Genomic DNA, 24670 nt, shown 5'->3' on the forward strand with positions numbered 1-24670 from the left:
GTACTTTTTTGCGTGAAAAATGAGATTAAAGATCAAGAGCTTTGGCAATAATTGCCTGGCGGGCATAAACACCATTAAGTGCCTGTTCGAAATAGTAGGCCTTAGGATTGGTATCCACATCTACAGCAATTTCGTTTACTCTTGGCAGCGGATGAAGAATTCTCAGATTTTCTCTGGTATTCTCAAGCATGTCATTCTTTAGAATGTATACATTCTTCACTTTTTCGTACTCCAATGGATCGGCAAATCTTTCACGCTGAACGCGAGTCATGTACAAAATATCGGCTTCATTAATGATATCGTTGAACTCGGTATGTTCATGATAATTAATGTTGTTCTTGTCCATGAAAATTTTGTAAGCCAAAGGAATTTCCAGCTCTTTAGGAGCAATAAAGTGGAAGGTAGGGTTGAAGTGCGACATTGCCATAAGCAGAGAGTGAACCGTACGTCCGTACTTCAAATCTCCCACCATGAAAATGTTCAGATTTTCAAGTGTACCCTGGGTTTTGTAAATTGAGTATAGGTCGAGCATGGTTTGGGTTGGGTGCTGATTTGCTCCATCACCTGCGTTAATTACAGGTACATCTGATACTTCTGAAGCATAGCGTGCTGAACCTTCAATTGGGTGGCGCATCACAACCAGGTCGCAATAGTTGCTTACCATTTTGGTTGTGTCTTTCAAAGTTTCACCTTTGGTAACACTTGACGAAGAGGAATCGGTAAACCCTACAATTTTACCACCCATTCTGCTAATTGCAGTTTCGAAACTCAGGCGAGTACGAGTAGATGGTTCGAAAAATAACGAAGCCACAACTTTACCTTCCAATAGGTTGCAGTTTGGATTTTTTTCGAATTCGGCAGCTCTTGCCAATACTTCCAGGATTTCTTCTTTTGTGTAGTCGTCGATCGATACTAAACTTTTGTTATCCATTGATTAAAAATTAAAAGTGTATATAAAATGCTTGTTTATTATTCTGCACAAAAAAAAACCAACAATTACCGAAATAAATGGCAATGTTGGTTTTTTTGAAAAATATTGTTGAGGCGAATTACCCAAATAGCAATCAAGGAAATAGGCCTTAATGTCGTGTTTACATCGAAATAAATAATGGAAAACGTGAGCAAAGAAGTAAAGGAACTTACTTCTTTCTGATAAAATTGCGGCTCTAGATTGAATAATTATGTACTCCATTCTAGATTACAAATATAGGGATAATTTATCCTAGAAATCAAATCAAAAATGCTTTAATTATTAACAAATTTTTAATCTCAACTTTATATTGATTATTTGATTTGATGTATTAGCTTGATCAGTAAAGAGCTATGTGGTTCGTATGTATTCTGCTTTAACGCTTGTAATTTTTTTAAATTTTTCGATTAGCCTTTCTACCTCGCTCTGTCGTATGCTTAAAGTTATTTTGCAGGTTAAGTTAAAATCTTGTCCAAGCTGTTCAGGTTGCTCATCTTTAATAATTTTCATGATATCGTTCATTACCAGGTAGTCGAAGTGGATATCATAAATGTCGTTCACTGTTTTGTCTAAAATTTCGGCATTGGAGATGGCATCGGCGGCCGCAGTTTTGTAGGCATGAATTAAACCGCTGGCACCTAGTTTAGTGCCACCAAAATAACGAACTACTACAATGAGTATGTTGGTAAGGTCGTTCGATAATATTTGCCCTAAAATCGGTTTTCCTGCAGTCGAAGAAGGTTCACCGTCGTCGTTGGCACGAAAGTTCTTTTTATCTGCGCCAAGCATGTATGCATAGCAATGATGGCGAGCATCGTAGTATTCTTTTTTTAGTTGAGCAATGTGTTCTTTTATTTCTTCTTCGGTGCCAACCGGGTAGGCGTAAGTAATAAATTTACTGCCTTTTTCTTTGTATAAGCCTTCCGATTTTTGGCTTATGGTTTTATAGGTGTCGTTACTCATCAAAATAGCAATGCTTTGTTCTAGTTTGTAAGGATAAAAATAGCAATAATTGCGAGTACTATTCCCAAAAGGTTGATTTTGTTTAGTCTTTCGCGGAATACACCAATTCCAATTAAAACGGATATGGATACAATTCCAATGTTAATAATGCTAAATACGATAGAGCTATCGAATCCTGAGTGATTTAAAGAAGCAATTAAAAAGTGCAATGAACCAAAATTCACCAAGCCTAGTAATGTGCCGCCAATAAGCACTTTAGCTTGAAATAGCGATCGTAATTTTTGCTTTTTTATAAGCAGAACTATCAATCCTGAAATGGCTGCGATGGCAAATAGCAGGGTAGAGAACATTTCCTGTCCTCCGGAGCTAAGGTATTCTTCCTGTGCATATTTTACCAGTGAGTCTACTGTACCTGCACCAAAAAATAAAAGGATTGGCAACCACAAATATTTGCGTTGCATTGTATCTTTTTGATCTTTATAGATGCTCAATAAAACTGCGCTGATTGCCAGTATAAAGCCTATTATTTTTTGCAATGATATGGGTTCCTGATAAAATACGATTGAAAAAATCATCGGAAGTACAAAGGACATTTTACTGGCTAAAGTGGTTATAGATATCCCTGCCTTTTGTGTTGACCGACCAATGATAAAAAAGACCACTATAAAGGCAATTCCAATGATAATTGAAATGGAAAACCAGCTTTGTTCAAGCAGGCTTGAAATCTGGATCTTTGAATCGCTTAAAAGATATCCGCAAACTGATGCGGTAATATAATTAATAATAATGGCCAGGAGAATATCAACCTTGTACCTTTCAAGGTATTTAAAACATACAAAAATGCCGGCTGACGATAATATAGCAAATAATAGGTGTAGCATACTTTTAAATTTTGCCGCAAAGTACTTAATGAATATCAAAAAGAAAAGCAGATTCAGGGCGAATCTGCTTCTCAGGGTAGCAATATAGTATAGTTAGTAATTGAACTACATTTTTAATTTTTTATCGATTTCGTCGATTTGAGTTTTAAAACCTCTGTCGGTATCCATAAGGTTATTAACTGTCTTACAGGCGTGTAGCACAGTTGCATGGTCTTTATTACCAATTTGAGAACCAATGGAAGCTAATGATGCTTTTGTTAAAGTTTTGGAGAAATACATTGCAATTTGTCTTGCTTGTACAATTTCTCTTTTTCTTGTTTTTGCCTGAAGCACATCAATTGGAAGTGAAAAATGATCGCAAACCACTTTTTGAATGTAGTCAATAGAAAGTTCACGTTTTGTATTTTTCACCAATTTATCGATAATGCTCATTGCCAATTCAAGATTCAGCTCTTTCTTATTCAAAGTTGATTGAGCCAAAAGAGAGATTAATGCACCTTCCAATTCTCGAACATTGTTGGTAACGTTACTTGCAATGTATTCAATTACATCCATGTCAAGAACAATACCATCTTTATAGGCTTTCTGTTGCAGAATTCTCACTCTTGTGTCGTAGTCAGGATTCTGAAGATCAGCAGATAAACCCCACTTAAATCTCGATAGTAATCGGTTTTCCATACCTTTCAATTCAATCGGTGCTTTATCAGAAGTTAGAATTAACTGCTTACCTGACTGATGCAAATGATTAAAGATATGGAAGAATGTATTCTGTGTTTTTTCTTTACCTGCTAATTCCTGAATGTCATCAATAATTAGGACATCGATCATTTGGTAGAAGTGAAGAAAATCATTCTTGTTATTGTTTCGAATTGCCTCGGTAAATTGAGTTTGGAATTTATTCGCACTTACATAAAGTACGGTTTTATCCTGGTACAATTCTTTGGTTTTTAACCCAATTGCCTGAGCCAGGTGAGTTTTTCCCAAACCTGAATCTCCATATAATACCAATGGGTTAAAGGCAGTTCCACCCGGATTTTCAGCAACGGCCGTTCCAGCCGATCTTGCTAACCTGTTACAGTCACCCTCAATAAAATTATTGAATGAATAATCGGGATTTAACTGAGAATCGATGTGCAATTTTTTAATTCCAGGAATTACAAACGGATTTCGAATGGTTTGTTCTTCTTTATCCGTTGGCATATTTACCGGGCGATTTTTAGTATTCGCAGGGCTATTACCAGGAACAACAACCGAAACAGGCTTTGAATTTGCAATGTGATTATTCTCCATCACAACATTGTACTCCAACTTTGCGCTATTCCCAATCTCTTTGCGCAAGGTTTTTCGCAGAATATCAATGTATTGCTCTTCCAGATATTCGTAGAAGAAATGGCTTGGTACCTGCAAGGTCAAGACTTGATTCTCCAAGTTCAAAGGTACGATTGGTTCGAACCATGTTTTGAAGCTAATTGGAGGAACATTGTCTTTTATTACAGCCAAGCAATTATTCCAAACCTGGAAGTGATTATTATTCATTTCTATTTCAGTGTTTTAAAAAATTAGGGTGTGTCAATTTTTGCATATGCAAGATTGTGAAAAAAAAAAAGAAAAAAAAATTATTTTTCTATTGCTTTTTTAAAAAGAATGTGTAGCCTACGATAAATCTATGATACAGAAATGAAAAAAAAATGAAATTTTTTAATCGACTGAAAATCAGTAAGTAAGACTATGTGTATTTTTAAAAGCCTGACTTTTAGCAGGTTTCTATATCATACTTTTTTGTCTTAAAACGTTGTTTAGAATTAAACACAAATAAAACATAAGTAGACGTCTGTTAAGTAAGGCTTTGGAATCTGTATTATGGCAATAAACTCAATAAGTTAAGTTGATTTTATTAACCATAATTGGATCGGTTAAATGTTTTTGCTATTCCTCAGGTGTTATTTTAATAATAAATGCATCCGGAAAATCTTCCTTAACCCTTTTCAACTTTCTTATAATTTCTTTATAGTTCTGAGTATCCTCTAAAGTATATTTATAAAGTCCGTTATAATATACCTCTTTTACTTTTTTGTATCCTTTAAATGTTGGATCATTTAGATCTACTTGTGATTTTGACGACAGGATCTGGATTCTGTAATGTGTCTGCTTTTCCTTATCTAATTTCTTTTTGGTTTTATCGGAATTCATATAAACCGTTTTTCCAGTATCGAATAAAGAAAAATGCATGTACTTTTTAGGATTGTTCTTTAGATCGATCAATAAATTGGTTAAACTGTTCGAAGCAGCTTCCAAATTCATATATAAGGTATCATTATTCACAAGCATTCCCATGGAGCCTTCGCCAGAATTGATTTTTTCAAGAATTTCGTTCGATTGCCTCAATGTTAGTTTGGCATTGTTTATGGTTTCTGCAATTTCGGCAGCTTGCAGCGAATCGCTTAAAGATGAAAAGTTGGTAAGGATGTTTGTGATATTTCTATTATTCTGTTTTAGGTTGCTTGTAATTGAATCCACATTAGAGATGATATTCTCCATATGTGTTTTCTGTCCGGTAACGATGGTATCTAATGTTCCCGAAGTGTTTTCGAGCTTCTGAAAAGTTTGCTCTATACTACTAAAGCTTCGCGTTAAATTTTCACGAGTATCTTTATTAAAAATGTATTGAATTACGGTTAATACAGAGTCGACACTTGACATCAGGTTTTCCGCTTTTCTTTTTAAAGGAAGCATTTGCATGCTCACCTGCTCTTTTAAATCGCCTTCGATACTTCCAATTAAAGTATCACCCGTAGCAAGAATTTTTGCAGAATTACCTGGAATTAGTTTGATTTCCTTTGTACCCATGATATCGGAACTAACAATACGGGCTACAGTATTGTCAGGCAATTGGAATTCGTCTGAAATGGAAAATTCAACAATTAGATTATCAGCTTTTGGACTAAATCGAATCGATTTGATCTGACCAATTTTATATCCTCGTAGTGTAACAGGGCTTGAATTTTTCAATCCATCAACACGTTCGTATTTGGCACAAAAAGTTTGTTCGGAGGAAAGCATGTTGAATCCTTTAAGGAAATTCACTCCCCAAATTAAGATTACAATCGCACCAATAACGACAACCCCTATTATTGCATCTTTAGATATTTTCATACCAACTGTATTATATAATATATATTGTACGCAGGAATAATTAGTTTGTTCATTGTAAAACTAATCATGTTTTTTGAAGTTCCTTCGCTTTTGTCAGAGAAATTCGTTTTCCCTTGTAAAAAGCTACCACAAAACAATCTTTAATTTTTTTACGGATGGATTTTTGTAATTTCAGAATTTCAGCGTAATCAGATGTTGAACCAACTGTATATTTATATGTTCCATCTACCTGTCTTTCTTTGATATCCATTATGTTTTTAAAGCTTCGGGCGGTAAGAGGAATCTGTTTTGTGGAAGATTTAATTTGGATACAATACTCAACTTCTTCGGCTGTATTTGCCTCTTCACTTATTTCTTGTGCAATGTTTTTTTCATTTTCCTCTTGCTTGCTTAGTACACCACTGGTCTGCTCAATTTTATCCTTATAAGCTCTAAATGCTCTGAATATTGCACTTGCCAGGTAATCCTGACCTTGTTTTGTTTTCAGGAATTTCTCTTCTGTCGGATTTGAGATAAATCCTACTTCAACCAAAATAGACGGCATACTAACTTGTTTCAACACCCAAAAGCCGGCCTCACGAACTCCCCTGGAGTGACGGCCAACCCTGTGCTTAAATTGGTGCTCGGTTAGTTCAGCCATGCTGATACTTTTATCGCGATTCACACCCTGCATCAAGTTAAAAATAATGTAGGATGCCGGATTGTTAGGATCAAAGCCTTCGTATTTTGTCGACCAGTCGTCTTCGTATTGCATTACTGCATTTTCCTTCATCGCAACAGCAAGGTTTTCCTCGGTTTTGTGCAAACCCAAAGTATATGTTTCGGTTCCCCTGATTCTGGAATTGTTGTTAGCGTTGGCATGAATGGAAATAAAGAGGTCTGCTTTATTTTTATTGGCAATTTCCGATCGTTTATTTAGCGGGATAAAAACATCAGTTTTTCTAGTGTAGACTACCTTTACGCCAGGAAAATACTTTTGGATGTATCCGCCAAGCTTCAAAGATATATTAAGAACGATATCTTTCTCACGTGAAGTTTTTCCAAGTGCCCCTGGATCTTTTCCACCATGTCCTGCATCAATAACTACTGTTTTAATATGGTAAGACTGATCTTGAGCATAAATTCTATTCGTGCTGGCAAGGCATGCAAACAACAGCAAGAAGGCAAGTGATGTTCTTGTAAATAATCGGTTTATAATTTTATTGGTGATAATGTTCATTAGACAAAATTCATAAAAGAACTTAAAAAATGTTTTCAAGTTCATTTCGATTAGGGATTATAGTACTTTTATTTGTATTTTTGGCGACCTAAGCTTGAACTGAAACTTAACTTTCAGATCAAGAGTTAATCAGATCTTTTACAAAAATAACAGATATAAATTGCAATTGAAATTACTACAAAAGGTTTTTATTCTTTTCATTGGCGCAATATTACCATTGAACATATTTGCTATTGAGAATTTTAACTACTCACACTCTAAAGGCAAATTACATGCCGATTTTAGCTCCTATGCGCTTGAAAAGATTTTAAAAGAGGAAATTACGATTCAGAAAGATACCATCAATACGGTACAGGATAGTACGGTTGTAGATTCTACTAAAGAAGAAAAACCCCTTTTCGAAACTGCTGTAGAATACAATTGTGACGATACAATTATTTTTTCTTTAACTGGTCAGCAGGTATTTCTTACCAAGAATGCATTTGTGAAATATGGCGAAACCGAGTTAAAGGCCTATTATATTGAATTGGACCTTGCGAAAAAACAAGCTTACGCCTACGGAATACAGGATTCTACCGGAAATTATGTGTTTACACCTGAGTTTAAAGATGGATCGGAAGAATTTACCTGTAAGGAGTTAAGATATAATTTTGATACGGGTAAAGGTCTGGTTAACGAAGTAATTACAGAGCAGGAGGGTGGTTTTGTTCACAGTGAAATTACCAAAAAGATAGACGATAAAATATTTTACCTGAGAAATGGTAAATATACCACTTGCGACCACGAGCATCCGCATTTTTATGTGAAAATGACAAAGGCCAAAATGATTAAGGACGATAAAATTGTATCGGGTCCTTTGCACCTGGTTCTTGAAGATGTGCCTTTGCCAATTGGTTTGCCTTTTGCTCTTTTCCCATTTAGCTCAACCTATTCTTCGGGTATTATTATACCAAGTTATGGTGAAGAGCAGAGAAGAGGTTTTAACCTGAGAGGTGGTGGATATTACTGGGCCATAAATGATTATCTTGATTTATCGGTGACCGGAGATATTTTTTCGAATGGATCCTGGGGTACATACGTGCAATCGAAATACAAAAACAGGTATCGTTACAGTGGTACTTTGCAAACCGAATATCACTTTAACAAGTATGGCGATAAAGGCTTGCCTGATTATTACGAAACAACCGATTTTGCCATTCGCTGGAATCACTCCCAGGATGCAAAGGCAAATCCTTACCGCACTTTTTCGGCTTCGGTAAATGTTTCTACATCGAATAATGACCGAAACAACTCGACCTCTATTAATGAAATTACCAATAACCAGAAGCAGTCGAGTATTTCATATAGTAAAAAGTGGGCTGATAGTCCGTTTAGCTTGAATGCCAGTTTGCGTCATTCGCAAAATAGTCGCGATACTACCATTGCACTTACCTTGCCAAGTATGTCGCTAAATATGACCCAGATTTATCCGTTCAGAAAGAAAGGGAAAAGTACAAATCTACGTTGGTACGATAAGGTGGGTGTGAGTTATTCTTCGAAATTGGAGAATAGAATCAATACCAAGGAGAGTGAGTTGATGAACTCTTCTCTGCAAAAGGATTGGCAAAATGGATATCAGCATAGCATTCCAATTACAACCAATTTTAAGCTAACGAAGGATTTAACGCTTTCTCCAACTTTGAATTATCAGGGTGTTTTGTACTCAAGATCGATACGCAAATCGTGGGATCCTGAAGCTGATGGAGGAGATGGTGACGTTAAAGTTGATACCATTCAAGGATTTAGATATGCGCACAATTACTCGACTAGTGCATCTTTATCATTAAGTCCTAAGATTTATGGTATGTATACTTTTAAAGAAACATCAAAGGTAGCTGCCATTCGTCACGTAATGACCCCAACTATTAGCGTAAGCTATACTCCTGAAATTGGTGTGCCAAGAGAAAAATATTACAAAACTTACATTGACGAGAATACCGGCTTAGAAAAGGAGTATTCGATTTTTGAAGGTAGTTTGTATGGGACTCCATCTGGAGCACAAGAAGCGGGTAGTGTGAGCTTAAGTTTGGATAATAATATTGAGGCTAAAGTTCGTACGGCAAATGATACAACTGGCCTGGAAGATTTGAAAAAGGTAAAAATTCTGGAGAGTTTGAAATTTTCGACTTCCTATAACATGTTTGCAGATTCGTTGAAATGGTCTCCGGTTAGAATGACTGGTAGAACCAAAATCTTTAATAAAAAATTAGATTTGAATTTTAATGGAACTCTTGATCCTTACAAGCTAAATGCCAACGGAACAAATAAAATTGATGAGTTTGGACCACGTTTAACACAAGCTTCTATCGATGTTGGTTTTAGTTTATCCTCTAAAGATTTAAATCCAAATACCAAAAGTGGAAGTGGGGAAAACGATGAAGATCAACCAGAAAAATGGCGCGATCCTCGCTACGTGGACTTTGATATACCCTGGTCGTTCTCAATTGACTACGGCTGGACTTATTCAAAGCCTAGAAACAGAAAAACAATTAATCAGAATATGGGTGTTAGCGGACAGTTTAGCCTTACACCAAAATGGAAGGTGAGCTTTTCTTCGGGCTATGATTTTACCGATGGGGAAGTAACGGCAACTCAATTTACCATTACAAGAGACTTGCATTGTTGGAAGATGTCTTTCAATACCATTCCTTTTGGAACCTATCAGTCCTACAATTTCATGATTAATGTGGATTCTTCAATTCTACAAGATTTAAAATACGAGAAGAAACAAGCTTGGCAGGATATTCAATTCTAAGAAGCTTAAAGATAAAATATCAAGAGAGTTGCATAAAGTGCAGCTCTTTTTTTTGCGAAAATATTTAGCCCGAAATCCAGTTTTTAAGCATTAGGTTTCCATTTTCAGTCATAATCGATTCGGGATGAAACTGTACGCCACAAAGGTCCAGCTCTTTGTGACGAATGGACATGATTACATCCTCTTCATCGGTGGAGGTAATGAGCAGCGAATTGGGAAAGTTTTTTCTTGAAACTGCCCAGGAATGATATCTGCCCGACAGAAAACGCTCAGAAATGTTCTTGAACAAAACTTCTGAAGACTCCACAATTAGTGTTGTTTTCGGCACACCATGTACGATATCAGGAAGGTTAAAGATTTTGGCACCATAATACTCGGCAATGTATTGCATGCCCAAACAAACGCCTAGAATAGCTTTTTTGCCTGCATATCGATTTAGAATTTCGCCCATTACCTTGACCTCTGATGGTAGACCAGGTCCTGGAGAAAAAATAATTTTGTCGCAAGTTTTCAATTCTTCCCAATCAAGTTTATCGTTTCGCATTACAATGCACTCATCGCAATACTGCTCAACAATGTGCGAAAGGTTATAGGTGAAAGAATCGTAATTATCTATAATAGCTATTCTCATTAATGCATTTTTCTTTTAACTTTGCAGCCGCAAAATAAACGAATTTTTAACAAATACTAATTATTAACTCAAATGAAAAAGTGCATTAATTCAGAAAAAGCGCCAAAGGCTATCGGACCATACAGCCAGGCAGTAGAAGCAAACGGAACATTATACATTTCAGGTCAGCTTCCTGTTGACGTAACTACCGGTAAATTTGTTGAAGGTGGTGTAAAGGAGCAAACTGAACAGGTAATGAAAAACATTGGCTACATTTTGGAAGAAGCTGGTTATAGCTTTAAAGATGTGGTAAAATCGACTTGTTTGTTGAGCGATATCTCAAATTTTGCTGTAATGAACGAAGTATATGGTGAATATTACAAAGAAGATTGTCCTGCTCGTGCTGCATTTGCTGTTAAGGACCTTCCACTTGGAGCTTTGGTAGAAATTGAAACAATTGCTGTAAAGTAATTCAAGAAACCAGGATATAAGATAAGGCTGTTAATCTGTGATTGACAGCCTTTTTATTTTAATCCAATGCCACATATACAGGTAAATGATCGGATGCTCCTCCATGATAGGTATGGTAGGTATAGGTTCGATTTGGTTTGTAAATGCCTGCCTGCTGATCGAAATACAGCAAGCTTCTGTCGCCGTGAATGGTGAGGCGTGGAGCTGAAATGCGGATGCCTTTCCCTGTAAGCAATCCTTTGCTGATGATAATTTGATCGAACATGAGCCAGTGTTTTTTCGCGAACAAACTACCCATTTTCTTTTGATAGGGAATGGCAGCAAGGTTATAAAACTGCTGCTCGGTAATGTTTTTATGGGCTTTTGCCTGCAAATGCTTACTGATGGATTTGCTCACCGGTAAATCGTTAAAATCGCCCATAATCAGAATTTTGGCTTCTTTATCCTGATTTAATATCTGCTTGGCTTTATTGTGAAGGCACTCTGCAGCCGCCACTCTTTTTGGATTTGATGCCATAATTCCTTCTCCTCTCGAAGGCCAGTGATTCACAAAAAAATGCACGTTGTCCTGTTTTATTTTGGCTTTCACATAAAGAATATCTCGGGTTGCGAAATGAGAATTTCCGTTGATTCTAACAGGAATTTTTTCGGATTCCAAAATCTGCACCAGGTTTTGATTGTAAAGTAGGGCAACATCAATTCCTCTTCTGTCAGGACTATCGAAATGCACATATTTGTATTCCCCTTTAAATGCCGGCTGATAGATTAAATCTTTCAGTACGGTTGAGTTCTCAATTTCGGCAACTCCAATAACGATGGGCAGTTTTTCGGGCTGTATAGATTCAATAGCGGCAGTAATTCCTTCCACTTTTCCCAGGTATCGGTTTTCGGTCCAATGGTTACTTCCATGGGGAAGGTAATCATTGTCATTCTTATGAGGATCATCCTTAGTGTCGAAAAAGTTTTCGAGATTGTAAAAGGCAATTATTTCTTTTGGCTCTTGCATATTTTTTAAATCATTTACGAAGCGTACCTTTTTTCATTTTTTAGAAATTCTCTTGTGCGATTTCGTTTGCTTAAGTAATAGATTACAGGACCAATAATTGGTGGAAACAAAGCTAAAAATAGTCTAAAAATACCATTTTTGCCATTTCGATTTTTAATTGCATCCATAAAAGTAAGTAAGTGCAGTAGTATCAAGGGAATTGTATATAATATTTCCATATTAGATCTGTTTTTTAGGCCCTCGAATATAAGCATAATTTGATTTAAAGATTGGCTGGTAAAGTAACTCTTATGTTGGAATAGATGGGTGGCTGAATGAGATGTAAATTTTTGTTTTTAAAAAATTAAACAGGAGAGATTATTTTGGAAGGTTGTAACGGGCACAAGATCAGTCGAAAAGAGTTTATACAGGAAGGACTGTAATGATAAGCTTATTAGAATAGTAAAGCTTTAATTTAAAGTGGGTGTTAATAATTTTTTAATTCATGTGAACATTATTTTAAATTATTATTTGCACATAATATTAAAAAGGGGTAGTTTTAATGTGTTGTTAAAATTAGCTAACAATACTTATTAAACGAGACATAAATCATCACTATAATTTATAAAAGAAGCTCTGATTAGTATTTAATTCATGGTTGATTGAGTACTAAATTAAACCCCGAACTGGTAATTCGGGGTTTTTCTTTCTAAAAAATCCTCAAGCAGGAATGATTGAGGATTTTCAAAGGTTCATCCGTAGCTATTTTTTCGATAGATTTTCGTTGGTTTTTCTGGTGTAGGTTAATCTTGCCTGTGGAATCCAGTTTTTGCCTTCATCGTTCGAAATTTTATTTTCTACAGTAAACTGATTCTCATCAATTTTTGTGTATATGAACTGACGACAGGTTCTGTTTGCATTTTTGTTTTCAGAATAGCTTATATGGGTGTCTTCCATGATTAGGGTATTTTCATTTAAATCTCCCTGGAACATGTCAAAAGTTGAGGTAAAATCGTTGAAAGCTGCAATTCTGTATTTCTTACTTGTTGCATCGTATGTGAAATTAATGCTAAGGGTATTTGGAAAATAGTTTTCGTAGCTAATTTTCTCTTGCAATAAATTGGTTGATGCAAATTGAATACATGACTCTGTAGTTCCCCTTTCCTGATAGGTTCCTTGTCTTCCTACAAATTCCAGTTTTACATTCCAATCGCCTTGCATAAAGCTTAATTTTGATATTTCTTTACGCTTGGGCATTGCAAATAATGACTTATCAACTTTAGGATTAATTTCTACATTTTCAATTTGTGTAATTCGATCGCGTTGCCAGAATATGCGCTCAACAAAGAATGGCAGGATAATACCGTCTACATTTCTAAAATCATCGAAATACATTTCGGCTGGCGCTGGTCGTGCAAAATCAACCCAGGAAGCTTCACATTTATATTCCAAATAGGTTTTGGCATCCAAAAACCATTTTTCTGATTTTCCATCATTTCGAGTGAGTTTCAGAACATACATTTCACTTCCATCTACATTTTCTTTTCCAACGAATTCAACTTGATGTCCTTTTTCCTTATAGTTTAAAAAAGGAGTAAAAAATTCGGCCTTTTGCTTAAATACATTGGTTTCGATGGTATTTATGTTTCTGGCAAAATCTATCTCCTGCCAGGGATCAATTGTCCAGCCACACTTTCCGTTAAAACCTTCGAAAACATGCTGTTCTCCAAGATATAAATCGGAATAGTAGGCACCACATTTGGTTTTGTAGGTAGTAAAATCTTTTTCGAGGCTAAACGCGGTAAACCTTCCGGTAATTTTTAGCGCATTCACCTGTTCCCATTTTTCTGCTCCTCCATGTGCTTTAATGTGTTTTGCAATAATCTCATCAGCGGTTTGAGCTGAGAGAAATGAAGGCGTTAAAAACAGTGCAAACATCACGAAGGCATGTAGTTTTTTCAGTTTCATTTTGGGTATGTTTTATTGATTATTTTTTTTGATCTAGACTCAATTTCTGAATTATTTTAATTCATAGCAAGCCATTTCTGTTAGATTTCTTAAATAGATTTTACCATTTGCAAATGATGGAGCTGTCCACGATTTGCCTTCTATGGCTTGTATGCTTCCCAACTCTGTGTAGGCTTCAGGCGTTGCTTTTACCTGTATCAGTTTTCCTTTGTCAGATAAAACCATAAGCTGGTCGCCAAGGCGAATTAAACTTCCTTTGCCAAAACCTCGTTTGGTCCATTTTTTCTCACCCGTTTCAACAGAAATACATTGCAATGCTGCTACATGGAAACCGTATACGTAGCCATTGTGATGAAGTGAAGAGCTGTAGTCATTTTTCATACTTGTTCCACGGCTAATTTCTTTTGCCTTGTTATCATTAACTTCCAGAACAATAAATGCAGGGTTTCTAACTGCGGAAATAAAAATTTTATTCCCATCAAAAACTATTGGCATTCCTGTAGGATTGCTCACTGGTGAGTTGTAGGTCCAAAGAGTATCGCCTGCAGTTGTTAAGGAATAAACTTTTCGTCCGTTGGCAAAAATAATGCACTCTTCTTCGTTAATTTTAGTTACCACAGGAGAGTTGTAAGTTGCCATACCTTCTCCTTTTTTCCATACCTCTTTACCCGTTTCTTTATCGAAAGCCATAAAAGCTCGAGAATCGGTTCCACCAACCTCAACAATCACATTCTTGCCAACCAGAACAGGAGATGAGCTAAATCCCCAACGAGGAATTTTACTTCCATACTCCTTCATAAAATCGATTTGCCACAATGTTTTGCCATCTTTTTTTGAGTTGGCGGTAAGTTTGCCGTAACTACTAAGACTGTAAATGTTATTTTCTCCAATTGCGGGTGTTGACCTTGGTCCATCGCCAAAGGTATCGAAGAACATTTTATCCACTTTTGTTCTCCAGATTTCATCACCTGTTTTGGCATCAAACGCTGCAATAAATTCATTTCCAGTTATGCTATCTTGCCTTTCGCTGATCATGGTGTAGATGTTGCCTCCTGCAATGGTTAATTCAGAAAAGCCATCGCCAAGCTTTTTTTTCCAAATGAGTTTTGGGGTTTTTTCATTGAAGCTGGTCAGTTGAACATTGTCTGCTGATCCGCTTCTGTTTACTCCTCTAAACTGATTCCACTCCTGATTAGGTGTTTCTTGAGCATGTGCAAAATTTATAATGGATGATACCATCAGTGCACAAATTGTTACAAATAGGTTTGTCTTTTTCATTATTTTTTGATTTGATATTGGTCTAATTTAGCGATTAGAGATGTGATAAAAGATTGAAAATCAAAATCATCACTTTGTGATTGTATCAAATACTAAGCCGAAGGATAGAACTAACAAGTTATTAGAGAATTAATGAAAAATGAGGATGTAGATTTGTGTGTTTATCTGTACGATAATGAACGTTTTATGTACGCAAATGAATCGTTTTTTACTCTTATTTAGAATGGTTTTCTCACCTGGTTTAATAAGTATTACTCTGATCTGCCTCCATAAGACTGGCTTATTTAAACCGGTTATGAATAGATTGGATGTGTTCCCAAACACTTTGCAACAGCATTTATCTGTAACATAAATAGTAAACTTTGCAGAAGTTATTAGGATGCTTGATTTCAATTAGACCTTATGGATGTATTAAAACCAGTTTATACGGAACAGAACGATTGCCAGGATTGCTACAAGTGTATTCGGGAATGTACTTTAAAGGCAATTAAGGTGGTTAACAATTCAGCACAGATACTTCATAACGATTGTATTTATTGCGGTACATGTACACAGATTTGCCCTGTGAATGCCAAAAAGGTTCGAGACGATGTGAAACGCGTAAAGAAGATGATTCTTCGCGGAGAAAGAATTGTTGTTTCAGTTGCCCCTTCCTTTGTAACGGAGTTCCCTAACCTAAAGGATGAGCAATTTATCGCTGCGCTGAAGGAGTTGGGTTTTGCCGAAGTATCAGAAACAGCGCTTGGAGCGCAGGAGGTATCCAAACAGGTTTCAAGTTATGTTGATCAGGGTGAGAACGGGGTGTACATATCGTCGGCCTGTCCTTCAATTGTAGAGATGATTTGTAAACACTATCCTGCTTTCAAGGACAATATCACACCATTTTTATCGCCATTACTGACACATGCCAAGTATCTAAAGCAAAAGTTCCCCGATTCGAAGGTGGTCTTTATTGGTCCTTGTATTGCCAAAAAGGCCGAAAGCGACGAGTTCCCCAACCTGCTTGATGCATCTTTAACTTTTACGGATCTAAAGAACTGGCTAGAGGAAGAAAATCTTGATCCATACCTGTTTCCCGAAATTCAAGAAAATAACAGCTTTATTCCTGGTAAAGCCGGACGTGGAATTCTTTACCCGATTGATGGTGGAATGATAATGGGGATGAAAGAAAACGTAACAGCAACAGATGCTGTATACATGACTTTCTCGGGAATTGGCAATATTAAAAACGTTCTGAGCGATCTAAATAAATACCGGAAAACCAATAAATTGTTTTTGGAACTTCTGGCTTGCGAAGGTGGTTGTGTAAACGGACCTGGAGCAGAAAAGGAATATTCAACTGCTATTAAACGATTAGAGGTAATCAACAAACTGGATTCGGAAGAAGCCGTTGTATTAAATACAGATTTTTCCATTCAAAGAGATTTTGATTCTATTTCGCCTATTCCAAAGTACGAACATTCCGAAAATAGTATAAAAGAAGCCTTAACCATGATTGGAAAATACTCCGAAAAGGATGAAATCAACTGTGGTGGATGTGGGTACAACTCGTGTAGAGAGTTCGCAGAGGCATATTTGGAAGATCGATCTGAACCCAATATGTGTGTATCATACATGAGAAAAATTGCACAGGATAAATCGTCGGCCTTGCTTCGTAAAATTCCTTCGGGAGTAGTCATTGTCAACGATGAACTTAAAATTATAGAGGCCAATCAGAGTTTTGCAGGAATATTAGGAGAAGAAATAGAGGAGGTTTACCAAACCATCCCAGGCTTGGTTGATGCCGATCTGAAAAAAATTATTCCATTCCATAAGTTATTTGCCTCTGCCTTGTCTACTGGTGTAGATAATTTGGAAAGAGATATCAAACACGGAAATAAAATGCTGCACGTGAGTGTGTTCAGCATTCATAAAAATAAGATTGTAGGTGCCATTGTTCGCGACATGTCTCAACCTTATATTCAAAGGGAAGAGGTAGTAAACAGGGCGAAAACGGTAAACAGGAAAAACCTGGAAACGGTGCAGAAAATTGCTTACCTGCTTGGTGAAAATGCATCGGAGACTGAAGAAATGCTGAATTCGATAGTTGAATTTTATAAACCGGTGGAATAGAGCCAAATAATCTTGATTAGGATGCACGATGATTTTTACATAGAGGTTGAGTGTCAGCAACGAAACCAATTGGGGCAATCGATTTGTGGAGATGTTTTTATGTCGAGAAAGCTGAAGGACGAAGGCCGAACCATTCTTGTGCTTTCCGATGGCCTGGGTAGTGGAGTAAAAGCGAATGTTTTGGCTACCTTAACTTCGTCTATGATCCTGAATTACATGAAGGTGAATAAGGATATCAGGAAGGCTGCAGAGGTAATTATGAAGACTTTACCGGTTTGTAGCAAACGAAAAGCAGGTTATTCAACTTTTACCATTGTTGAAATAGAGTGTGACGGAGAAACCAGGATTATCTGTTATGACAATCCAGATTGCCTAATTCTAAGAGGTTTGGAATCTTTTCAACCAGAATGTGAAGAGTTGCATCCTGAAGGGGAGGCAAACAAAGGCAAGATTCTTTATTCTTATCGCTTCAAAGCCCAAAAAGAAGATCGTATTATTTTTTGCTCGGATGGCGTTACCAACTCAGGAATGGGATCGAAAAGATTACCATTTGGTTGGGGAATGGATAATGTTGACCAATTTGCCAGGGGATTGATCAGAAAACAACCTTATATCTCGGCGCGCCGATTGGGAAATGACATTGTAGAAAGAGCATGTGCAAACAATAGCAATCAGCCTAAAGATGATACTTCATGTGCTGTTTTGTATTACCGCGAACCTCGAAACCTGATGATTTGCACAGGACCACCTTACGAAAAAACCAAGGATGCCAAGTTGGTGAGACAAATGCAGGAGTTTGAAGGAACAAAAATTGTGTGTGGTGGTACAACTGCTGGAATTGTATCCCGCGAATTGCAAAAGCCAATCGAAGTAGATTTAAATGTGTGCGATAGCGAATTGCCACCAGTATCGTTTATCGAGGGAGTTGATTTGGTTACCGAAGGAATTTTGACCTTGGGGAAAGTGCACAGGATCTTAAACAATTACAATCAAAATACAGTTCTAAGAAACGGGCCGGCCGATCGAATTGTAAAGCTACTTTTAGAAAGTGATAAGATCTTTATCATTAATGGAACGAAAATAAATGTGGCACATCAGGATCCAAAACTGCCTGTCGAATTAGAAATTAGGAGAACGGTTGTAAAGAATATCGTTGCACTGCTTGAGGAAAAGTTTTTAAAAGAAGTAGATCTTAGCTATATTTAGACTGCACTAGATATAAAAACAATAAACTAAATGGCTGAGAAAATCGAAATCACCATCTGTTTGGGAAGTTCATGCTTTTCAAGAGGGAATGGTAAAGCTCTTAAAGCAATTAATACTTATTTAGAAGAAAATAAATTAAAAGATAAGGTTTTCTTTCATGGAGAACTTTGTACGGGCAATTGCGCCAAAGGACCAATTCTAAAAATTGATGATGAATTGTATGAAGAAATTGATCCTGAAGGTGTAATTGAAATATTAAACGGGGTATTTGGCCTTGTTTAAGAAATCTTTAGTTTCCAACCCTAAAACCCCGTATTATGGCTTTAATCCTTACAAATAAGGACAAGTGTAATTTAAGTTATACTTGTATTCGCGTTTGTCCTGCCAAAGCAATTAAAATTGAGAATGATTATGCTCATATCATTGGTAACAGGTGTATTGGCTGTGGAAATTGTGTAACGGTATGTGCACAATCTGCCATCGAATACAGAAGTTCCGAAGAGCAGGTTAAAATGTTGCTTAGTGGCAACGATCCTGTTGTTGCCATTTGTGATCCGAGTATTTCAGGAGAATTTGATGATATCTTAGATTATCGAAATTTTGTAGGAATGATCCGTGCTTTGGGCTTCGACTACGTTGTAGAAGCTGCATTTGGCGCCGACCTTGTTGCCTATAAATACAAGAATCTATTCGATAATTTTCATGGTAAATATTACATCTCAACCAAATGTCCGGCTTTGGTAAATCAGGTCGAAAACTTTCACCCCGATTTGGTTGAAAACCTTGCGCCTATTGTACCACCAGGCGTTGCGATGGCAAAAGTTGTGCGCAAAAAATATGGGAAGAATGTAAAAATTGTTTCCTTATCGCCATGTGTAGCCAGTAAAAATGATGTGAAAGCTTTTAACGGTTCAGATGGTGATATTCATGCCGTACTGAGTTTTGTTGAATTGCGTAAATTATTTAAAGAGTACAAGATTACTGAAAATTCTGTGGAGTTTTCAGAATTCGATCCTCCTTTTGCACGATTGGGAGGTTTGTTCCCAATTAGTCATGGTTTGTTCCAGGCTGCCGATATTGATATCAGCATGTTGAATGGTGGCATTATTAGTACAGAAGGAAGAAATAACTTTTTGCGATCCATCAATGAGTTTAAAACTCAGCACAACTTGAATCAGCACCTGGATTTATTCTATTGTGAAGGCTGTATTATGGGACCTGGTACCTCTGCCGGGGGGCGTAAATTTTCAAGAAGATCGCAGGTAATAAGATATGTAAGAAAGAGACTGAAGACTTTTGACGAAGAGCAGTGGCAAAAAGAAATTGACGAATACAAAAACCTGGATTTAAACCGTGGATTTAAGTCGAGAGGACAGAGCCTGCCAACCCCTTCGGAAGATGAAGTGCATGCAGTGCTTATCGAAATGGGGAAGGAGAAAATTGAGGATCAGTTGGGATGTGGTTCATGCGGTTATGAATCGTGTAGAGAATTTGCCATTGCCAAATGCCAGGGATTGGCTAATTACGAAATGTGCTCTTCTTATACCATTAAAAATATGAACTCTGTTATTAAAGAGTTGAATTCGGCAAACGAGAAGTTATCGAAAACAAAAACCGCTTTAAAAGAATCGGAACGTATTGCCAATGAAGAACGAGTTGTAGCCCAGGAAGCATCGGAAACGGTATCAGCCATGCTACAAAAACTGCCTTCGGGAGTTGTTATCGTTGATGAGAATTTAAAAGTAATAGAATCGAATAAGAGTTTTGTTGATCTTCTTGGAGAGGAAACCAGGCTGTTGAGTGAAATTATACCAGGTTTAGTAGATGCGGATTTAACCAAATTAATCCCTTTTCACAAGCTGTTTTCTACGGTAATTTTAAACGGTGAAGATATCTTGAATAAAGATGTTCATTACGGAAATTCGCTATTTAATGTATCGGTGTTTACCATTAAAAAGAACAAGATTGTAGGTGGTATTATTCGAGATTTATATGCGCCGGAAGTTCGAAAAGAAGAGGTAATTGGAAGAGCTAGAGCTGTAATTAAGGAAAACCTCCAAACCGTGCAGCAAATTGCATTTCTGTTGGGAGAGAGTGCTTCCAAAACAGAAAAACTATTGAATTCAATTATTAAATCTCACACACCGAGTGATGACGAAAAATCTGAATAATGGAAGATAAATTTCACATTGATATAGATTGCCAGCAGCTGTTTCATCACGGAGATATGATATGTGGTGATGTTTTTCTATCGACAAGAATTAAAGAGGAAAACAGAACCATTGCGGTTTTGAGCGATGGAATGGGAAGTGGTGTAAAGGCAAATGTTTTGGCCACCTTAACTGCATCTATGGCAATGAATTTTACGGTAGAGCACAAGGATGTTATCTCCATTGCCGAAATCATTATGAATACGCTGCCCGTTTGTAGTGTTAGAAAGGTGAGCTATTCCACCTTTACAATTATTGATATTGAATACGATGGCACCACCAGAATTATCGAGTTCGATAATCCTTGTTGTGTGGTGATGAGAGGTTCGGAAGTGTACGATCCGGGTTGGAGAACCATTACCCTGGATAGTGAAGAAAATCAAGGTAAGGAGTTGAGAACCTGTTCTTTCACCGCCAGAAAAGAGGATAGGATCCTGTTTTGGTCCGATGGCATTATGCAATCGGGAATGGGTAGTCGTGAATTGCCTTTTGGCTGGGGGCACGAAAATGCGCTGGATTACGTAAAGAATATTGTAAGGTCAACTCCTTTTATATCTGCAAGAAATTTGGGTTTACAGCTGGTGAAAAAGGCCGCTCGGAATGATAATGATCAACCCAAAGATGATACGAATGCCGGTGTAATTTACTACCGCGAACCTAGAAAACTATTGATCTGTACAGGTCCTCCTTTTGAAGAAGATAAGGATTCGGAATATGCAATGCGCGTATATCATTTTAAAGGAAAGAAAATCATTTGTGGAGGAACTACAGCAGAAATTCTTGCTCGTGAATTGAATTTAAAGTTTGCAGCCGGAATGAAAATTACTGATCCTGAATTGCCTCCTGCTTCGTATATGGAAGGGATTAACCTGGTAACAGAAGGGATTTTAACCATTGGTAAGGTGGCCAGAATCCTTGAGGATTATAATATTGATTACGATTTGGGTGATGGACCTGCAGACCAAATTGTTCACTATTTGTTGCAAAGCGATAAGATCTCCATTATTTCGGGTACGCGAATTAATTTTGCACACCAGGATCCGAGTCTGCCTGTTGAGCTTGAAATCAGACGAACTGTAGTGAAAAAGATTGTGAGTTTGTTAGAAGAAAAGTTTTTAAAGGATGTAAGCTTGACTTTTATTTAAAGATACTTATCAATTAAACTAAGCAGCTTTTGACTGGAAATGGGCTTTGAAATGTAATCGTCGCAACCTGCGGCGATACTTTTTCCACGGTCTTCGGCCATGGCATAAGCTGTTTGTGAAATCACTGGAACTTTCGGGTCAATTTTCTTAATCGCCCTTGTGGCATCAAATCCATTTAACAAAGGCATCTGAATATCCATCAGAATCAAATCAATATCATTTTGGGTAAAAATATCAATTGCATTTTGACCATTGGTTGCCCAAATAATATTCGCGCCAGTTCTTCCAAGTACCTCTTCCAGAAATAGATAGTTGGATTCAACATCTTCGGCAATTAAAATTGTTTTTTCAGACCAGTTAAAAGTCTTCGTATTCATTTGGTGGAATTAGGTTTTCATAAATAGATAATCAAATTTAGTTAAATTTTTTGGATTAAAAACAGGATTATCGTTCTATGGCAAACAAACACTTCCCGTTCTGGATTGTTAAATATTTAGATTGACAATTCTGATGCTTTCTAATTTAGGGTATTACAATGGCTTTGCGGATTGACATTATCAGCTTTATTGTTATTTTTGGGAATCTATAGAAAAAATCTCATGACGTTTAAAATTTTCAGATCAGGACTTTTGTTAAGTCTTATTATTCTCTCGGGTGCATTAAAAGCACAAATTTCTCATGGTGGAGAGCCTATCTTCAAATATGGTGGATCAAAAAATCAATTGGTTTCTTTGCAATTGCCAAATTTTGAACTTTTATATAAAAACACCATTGCAACAAGTACTAGTCAGGGAATTAGGCTTAAGAATGCCCAATATGCCCATGCTTACAAGGTGAATTACAATAGCTCTGAGCATGGTATTTGGGAAATATTGAAAGATGGGAGAAAGGTTTGGAGGTTATCTGTAAAATCGGAAAATGCCTTTTCATTGGGCTTGATATTCTCAAAGTTTAAACTTCCTGAAGGAGGGCAATTGTTTGTTTACAATAGTCAGTCGAATCGGGTTTTAGGAGCATATACTCACGAGAATAACAAGAAATCAGGAAGATTTTCTATTGAACCGTTACAAGGGGATGAATTGGTAATTGAATACATTGAACCTAAAAACGTGGGTTTTAGTGCCGAATTGAGAATTGAAAGCATTTTGCACGATTACAAGAACATCTTTAATTTACTAAAAGGAGAATCATCGGTTAAAGCTTCGGGTTCGTGTAATGTAGATATCAATTGTCCGGAAGGGAATGATTGGCAGACAGAGAAGAAATCGGTTTGTCACATTTTATACAATGGCTGGATTGCATCGGGAGCATTAATCAACAATACCAGGCAAGATGGTACGCCTTACCTTTTAACGGCTTATCACGTAATTCATGAGCAGGAGAATGCTGATATAGCCATTTTCTATTTTAACTACGAAAATTCGGGATGTATGTTTGAAGATGCTGAACGTTCTCAGTCAATCTCAGGCTCAACCCTGCGTGCAACAACTTCTAATTTGGATTTTAGTCTGCTTGAACTTTCTGTAGTACCTCCAGCTTCGTATACGCCTTATTACGCTGGCTGGGACAGATCAGGTCGAATTCCGGCAAATACAACCAGTATACATCACCCTAGCGGAGATGCAAAGAAAATATCCATCGATAACGACTCTCCTGTTACAGCAACTTATTCTGATGCTCGTTATACTTTTGATGATAATACAAGCTGGCAAATTCTGGATTGGGAAGTGGGTACAACCGAGGGAGGTTCATCTGGATCACCACTTTTTGATGAGAACCATAGAATTATAGGTGACTTAACAGGTGGAGACGCAAGTTGTAGCAATTCAGTGAACGATTACTACGCAAAGTTTTCATCGAGCTGGGAAAATTACCCAAACAGTAATGAGCAATTGAAATTTTGGCTCGATCCTTTGGGCCTGGGAGTAGAAACTCTTGATGGATTTGATCCATATGGAGGTTTTCTGGCCAGCTTTAATTTGTCGGCCGATACCATTTGTCATTCTTCTTCGATTAGTGTTACCGATTTTTCGAGTGGCGATCCAGACTCTTTTGAATGGCATTTTGGTGATGGAGCAAGTCCGCAAAACGCTAATACTAAAGGACCACATACCGTAAATTATAGTACTACCGGAATGAAAGAGATCAAGCTAATTGTTGAAAAAGATGGAGTGAAGGACAGTATTGTAAAAAATGTTTTGGTGATGGATTTACCAATAGTTGATTTTGATTACCAACTTAATAAACTGTCAGTTAATTTGGTGAATGCCAGCATCGATGCTACTTCGTATAGTTGGAACTTTGGTGATGGCGGAACCTCTGAAGAGGCTAACCCAGTGCACTCTTATTCAAATTCGGGCACCTACACAATCAGTTTAAATGCAAGTAATATTTGTGGTTCGGTTAGCTTGAACAAAGAGATAAAAACCTCCTATAACGATCAATTAAAGATCTATCCGAATCCATCAAATGGTAAGTTTAGTATCGATTTAAGTAAAATCGTGTTTAGTGAATTGAGTTGGAGTGTATTTTCCACTCAGGGCGCGGAAGTTAAAAATGGACTGGTTTCGGAATTTACCAACATTTTAGAGTTCAACCTTAACGGACTTTCCGGCGGAGTTTATATCCTTCGAATGAATGTTGATGGGGAGGTATTAACAAGAAAGCTACTTCTGGTAGAATAAAACTAAAGCCATTCATGTAAA

General features: G+C 37.0%; 20 protein-coding genes. 8 read left to right on the forward strand and 12 right to left on the reverse strand.

Going from position 1 to position 24670, the window contains the following annotated elements; all coding sequences use genetic code 11:
- Positions 1-25: 25 nt before the first annotated feature.
- From pyrB to ELS83_RS13245, 6 genes are all read right to left on the reverse strand, one after another.
- Positions 26-931 (reverse strand): aspartate carbamoyltransferase, encoded by a 906-nt coding sequence (pyrB, locus tag ELS83_RS13220; RefSeq protein ID WP_171596032.1) that lies wholly within the window; start codon positions 929-931, stop codon positions 26-28.
- Positions 932-1321: 390 nt separating this feature from the next.
- On the reverse strand, positions 1322-1933 hold the full coding sequence (locus ELS83_RS13225; RefSeq protein WP_171596033.1) for an IMPACT family protein: 612 nt from the start codon (positions 1931-1933) through the stop codon (positions 1322-1324).
- Positions 1934-1953: 20 nt separating this feature from the next.
- Positions 1954-2814 (reverse strand): EamA family transporter, encoded by an 861-nt coding sequence (locus tag ELS83_RS13230; protein ID WP_171596034.1) that lies wholly within the window; start codon positions 2812-2814, stop codon positions 1954-1956.
- Positions 2815-2919: 105 nt separating this feature from the next.
- Positions 2920-4350, reverse strand: a complete 1431-nt coding sequence (gene dnaA / locus ELS83_RS13235) for a chromosomal replication initiator protein DnaA (RefSeq protein WP_171596035.1) — start codon at positions 4348-4350, stop codon at positions 2920-2922.
- A gap of 390 nt (positions 4351-4740) precedes the next feature.
- Entirely contained in the window at positions 4741-5967 is a 1227-nt protein-coding gene (locus ELS83_RS13240) for an MlaD family protein (RefSeq protein ID WP_171596036.1), read from the reverse strand.
- Positions 5968-6031: 64 nt separating this feature from the next.
- Positions 6032-7186, reverse strand: a complete 1155-nt coding sequence (locus ELS83_RS13245) for an N-acetylmuramoyl-L-alanine amidase family protein (protein ID WP_249414452.1) — start codon at positions 7184-7186, stop codon at positions 6032-6034.
- Positions 7187-7352: 166 nt separating this feature from the next.
- On the opposite strand from ELS83_RS13245, the gene ELS83_RS13250 reads away from it, so the two are divergent.
- Positions 7353-9980, forward strand: coding sequence for a putative LPS assembly protein LptD (locus ELS83_RS13250; RefSeq protein ID WP_216616544.1), 2628 nt, complete (start codon positions 7353-7355; stop codon positions 9978-9980).
- A gap of 64 nt (positions 9981-10044) precedes the next feature.
- On the opposite strand, the gene ELS83_RS13255 is transcribed toward ELS83_RS13250, so the two are convergent.
- Positions 10045-10611, reverse strand: coding sequence for an anthranilate synthase component II (locus tag ELS83_RS13255; protein ID WP_171596038.1), 567 nt, complete (start codon positions 10609-10611; stop codon positions 10045-10047).
- A 72-nt stretch (positions 10612-10683) separates the two neighbouring features.
- Between ELS83_RS13255 and ELS83_RS13260 the strand changes: the two genes are divergently transcribed.
- The gene (locus tag ELS83_RS13260) at positions 10684-11061 is read left to right on the forward strand and encodes a RidA family protein (RefSeq protein WP_171596039.1); all 378 of its coding nucleotides are present in this window, start codon (positions 10684-10686) and stop codon (positions 11059-11061) included.
- 58 nt (positions 11062-11119) lie between these two features.
- Here ELS83_RS13260 and ELS83_RS13265 read toward each other — a convergent pair whose 3' ends face one another.
- The 4 genes from ELS83_RS13265 to ELS83_RS13280 all read right to left on the reverse strand — a co-directional run bounded on the left by ELS83_RS13265 (position 11120) and on the right by ELS83_RS13280 (position 15292).
- The gene (locus ELS83_RS13265) at positions 11120-12067 is read right to left on the reverse strand and encodes an endonuclease/exonuclease/phosphatase family protein (protein WP_171596040.1); all 948 of its coding nucleotides are present in this window, start codon (positions 12065-12067) and stop codon (positions 11120-11122) included.
- A 14-nt stretch (positions 12068-12081) separates the two neighbouring features.
- On the reverse strand, positions 12082-12285 hold the full coding sequence (locus tag ELS83_RS13270; protein WP_171596041.1) for a hypothetical protein: 204 nt from the start codon (positions 12283-12285) through the stop codon (positions 12082-12084).
- Between the two features lie 523 nt (positions 12286-12808).
- Positions 12809-14014 carry a hypothetical protein gene (locus ELS83_RS13275; protein WP_171596042.1) on the reverse strand — a complete coding sequence of 402 codons (1206 nt, stop codon included), beginning with the start codon at positions 14012-14014 and terminating at the stop codon, positions 12809-12811.
- 51 nt (positions 14015-14065) lie between these two features.
- Positions 14066-15292: an outer membrane protein assembly factor BamB family protein gene (locus ELS83_RS13280; RefSeq protein WP_171596043.1), complete on the reverse strand. Its 1227-nt coding sequence runs from the start codon at positions 15290-15292 to the stop codon at positions 14066-14068.
- 402 nt (positions 15293-15694) lie between these two features.
- On the opposite strand from ELS83_RS13280, the gene ELS83_RS13285 reads away from it, so the two are divergent.
- The 5 genes from ELS83_RS13285 to ELS83_RS13305 are packed head-to-tail and all read left to right on the forward strand — an operon-like array spanning position 15695 to position 21965.
- Positions 15695-17404: a [Fe-Fe] hydrogenase large subunit C-terminal domain-containing protein gene (locus ELS83_RS13285; protein ID WP_171596044.1), complete on the forward strand. Its 1710-nt coding sequence runs from the start codon at positions 15695-15697 to the stop codon at positions 17402-17404.
- Positions 17405-17425: 21 nt separating this feature from the next.
- The gene (locus tag ELS83_RS13290) at positions 17426-18610 is read left to right on the forward strand and encodes a SpoIIE family protein phosphatase (protein WP_171596045.1); all 1185 of its coding nucleotides are present in this window, start codon (positions 17426-17428) and stop codon (positions 18608-18610) included.
- 30 nt (positions 18611-18640) lie between these two features.
- On the forward strand, positions 18641-18892 hold the full coding sequence (locus ELS83_RS13295) for an NAD(P)H-dependent oxidoreductase subunit E (RefSeq protein ID WP_054720008.1): 252 nt from the start codon (positions 18641-18643) through the stop codon (positions 18890-18892).
- A 35-nt stretch (positions 18893-18927) separates the two neighbouring features.
- Positions 18928-20781 carry a [Fe-Fe] hydrogenase large subunit C-terminal domain-containing protein gene (locus tag ELS83_RS13300; RefSeq protein WP_216616546.1) on the forward strand — a complete coding sequence of 618 codons (1854 nt, stop codon included), beginning with the start codon at positions 18928-18930 and terminating at the stop codon, positions 20779-20781.
- Complete coding sequence (locus tag ELS83_RS13305; protein ID WP_171596046.1) at positions 20781-21965, forward strand: SpoIIE family protein phosphatase; 1185 nt, start codon at positions 20781-20783, stop codon at positions 21963-21965. Before ELS83_RS13300 ends, ELS83_RS13305 begins: the two co-directional genes overlap by 1 nt.
- Here ELS83_RS13305 and ELS83_RS13310 read toward each other — a convergent pair.
- Positions 21962-22342, reverse strand: a complete 381-nt coding sequence (locus tag ELS83_RS13310; protein ID WP_171596047.1) for a response regulator — start codon at positions 22340-22342, stop codon at positions 21962-21964. The two genes, ELS83_RS13305 and ELS83_RS13310, sit on opposite strands and share 4 nt — an antisense overlap.
- Before the next feature lie 222 nt (positions 22343-22564).
- Here ELS83_RS13310 and ELS83_RS13315 point away from each other — a divergent pair, with 222 nt between their 5' ends.
- Positions 22565-24649 (forward strand): PKD domain-containing protein, encoded by a 2085-nt coding sequence (locus ELS83_RS13315; protein WP_171596048.1) that lies wholly within the window; start codon positions 22565-22567, stop codon positions 24647-24649.
- Positions 24650-24670: the final 21 nt, after the last annotated feature.

Source organism: Marinifilum caeruleilacunae, from assembly GCF_013141825.1.
Lineage (GTDB): Bacteria > Bacteroidota > Bacteroidia > Bacteroidales > Marinifilaceae > Marinifilum > Marinifilum caeruleilacunae.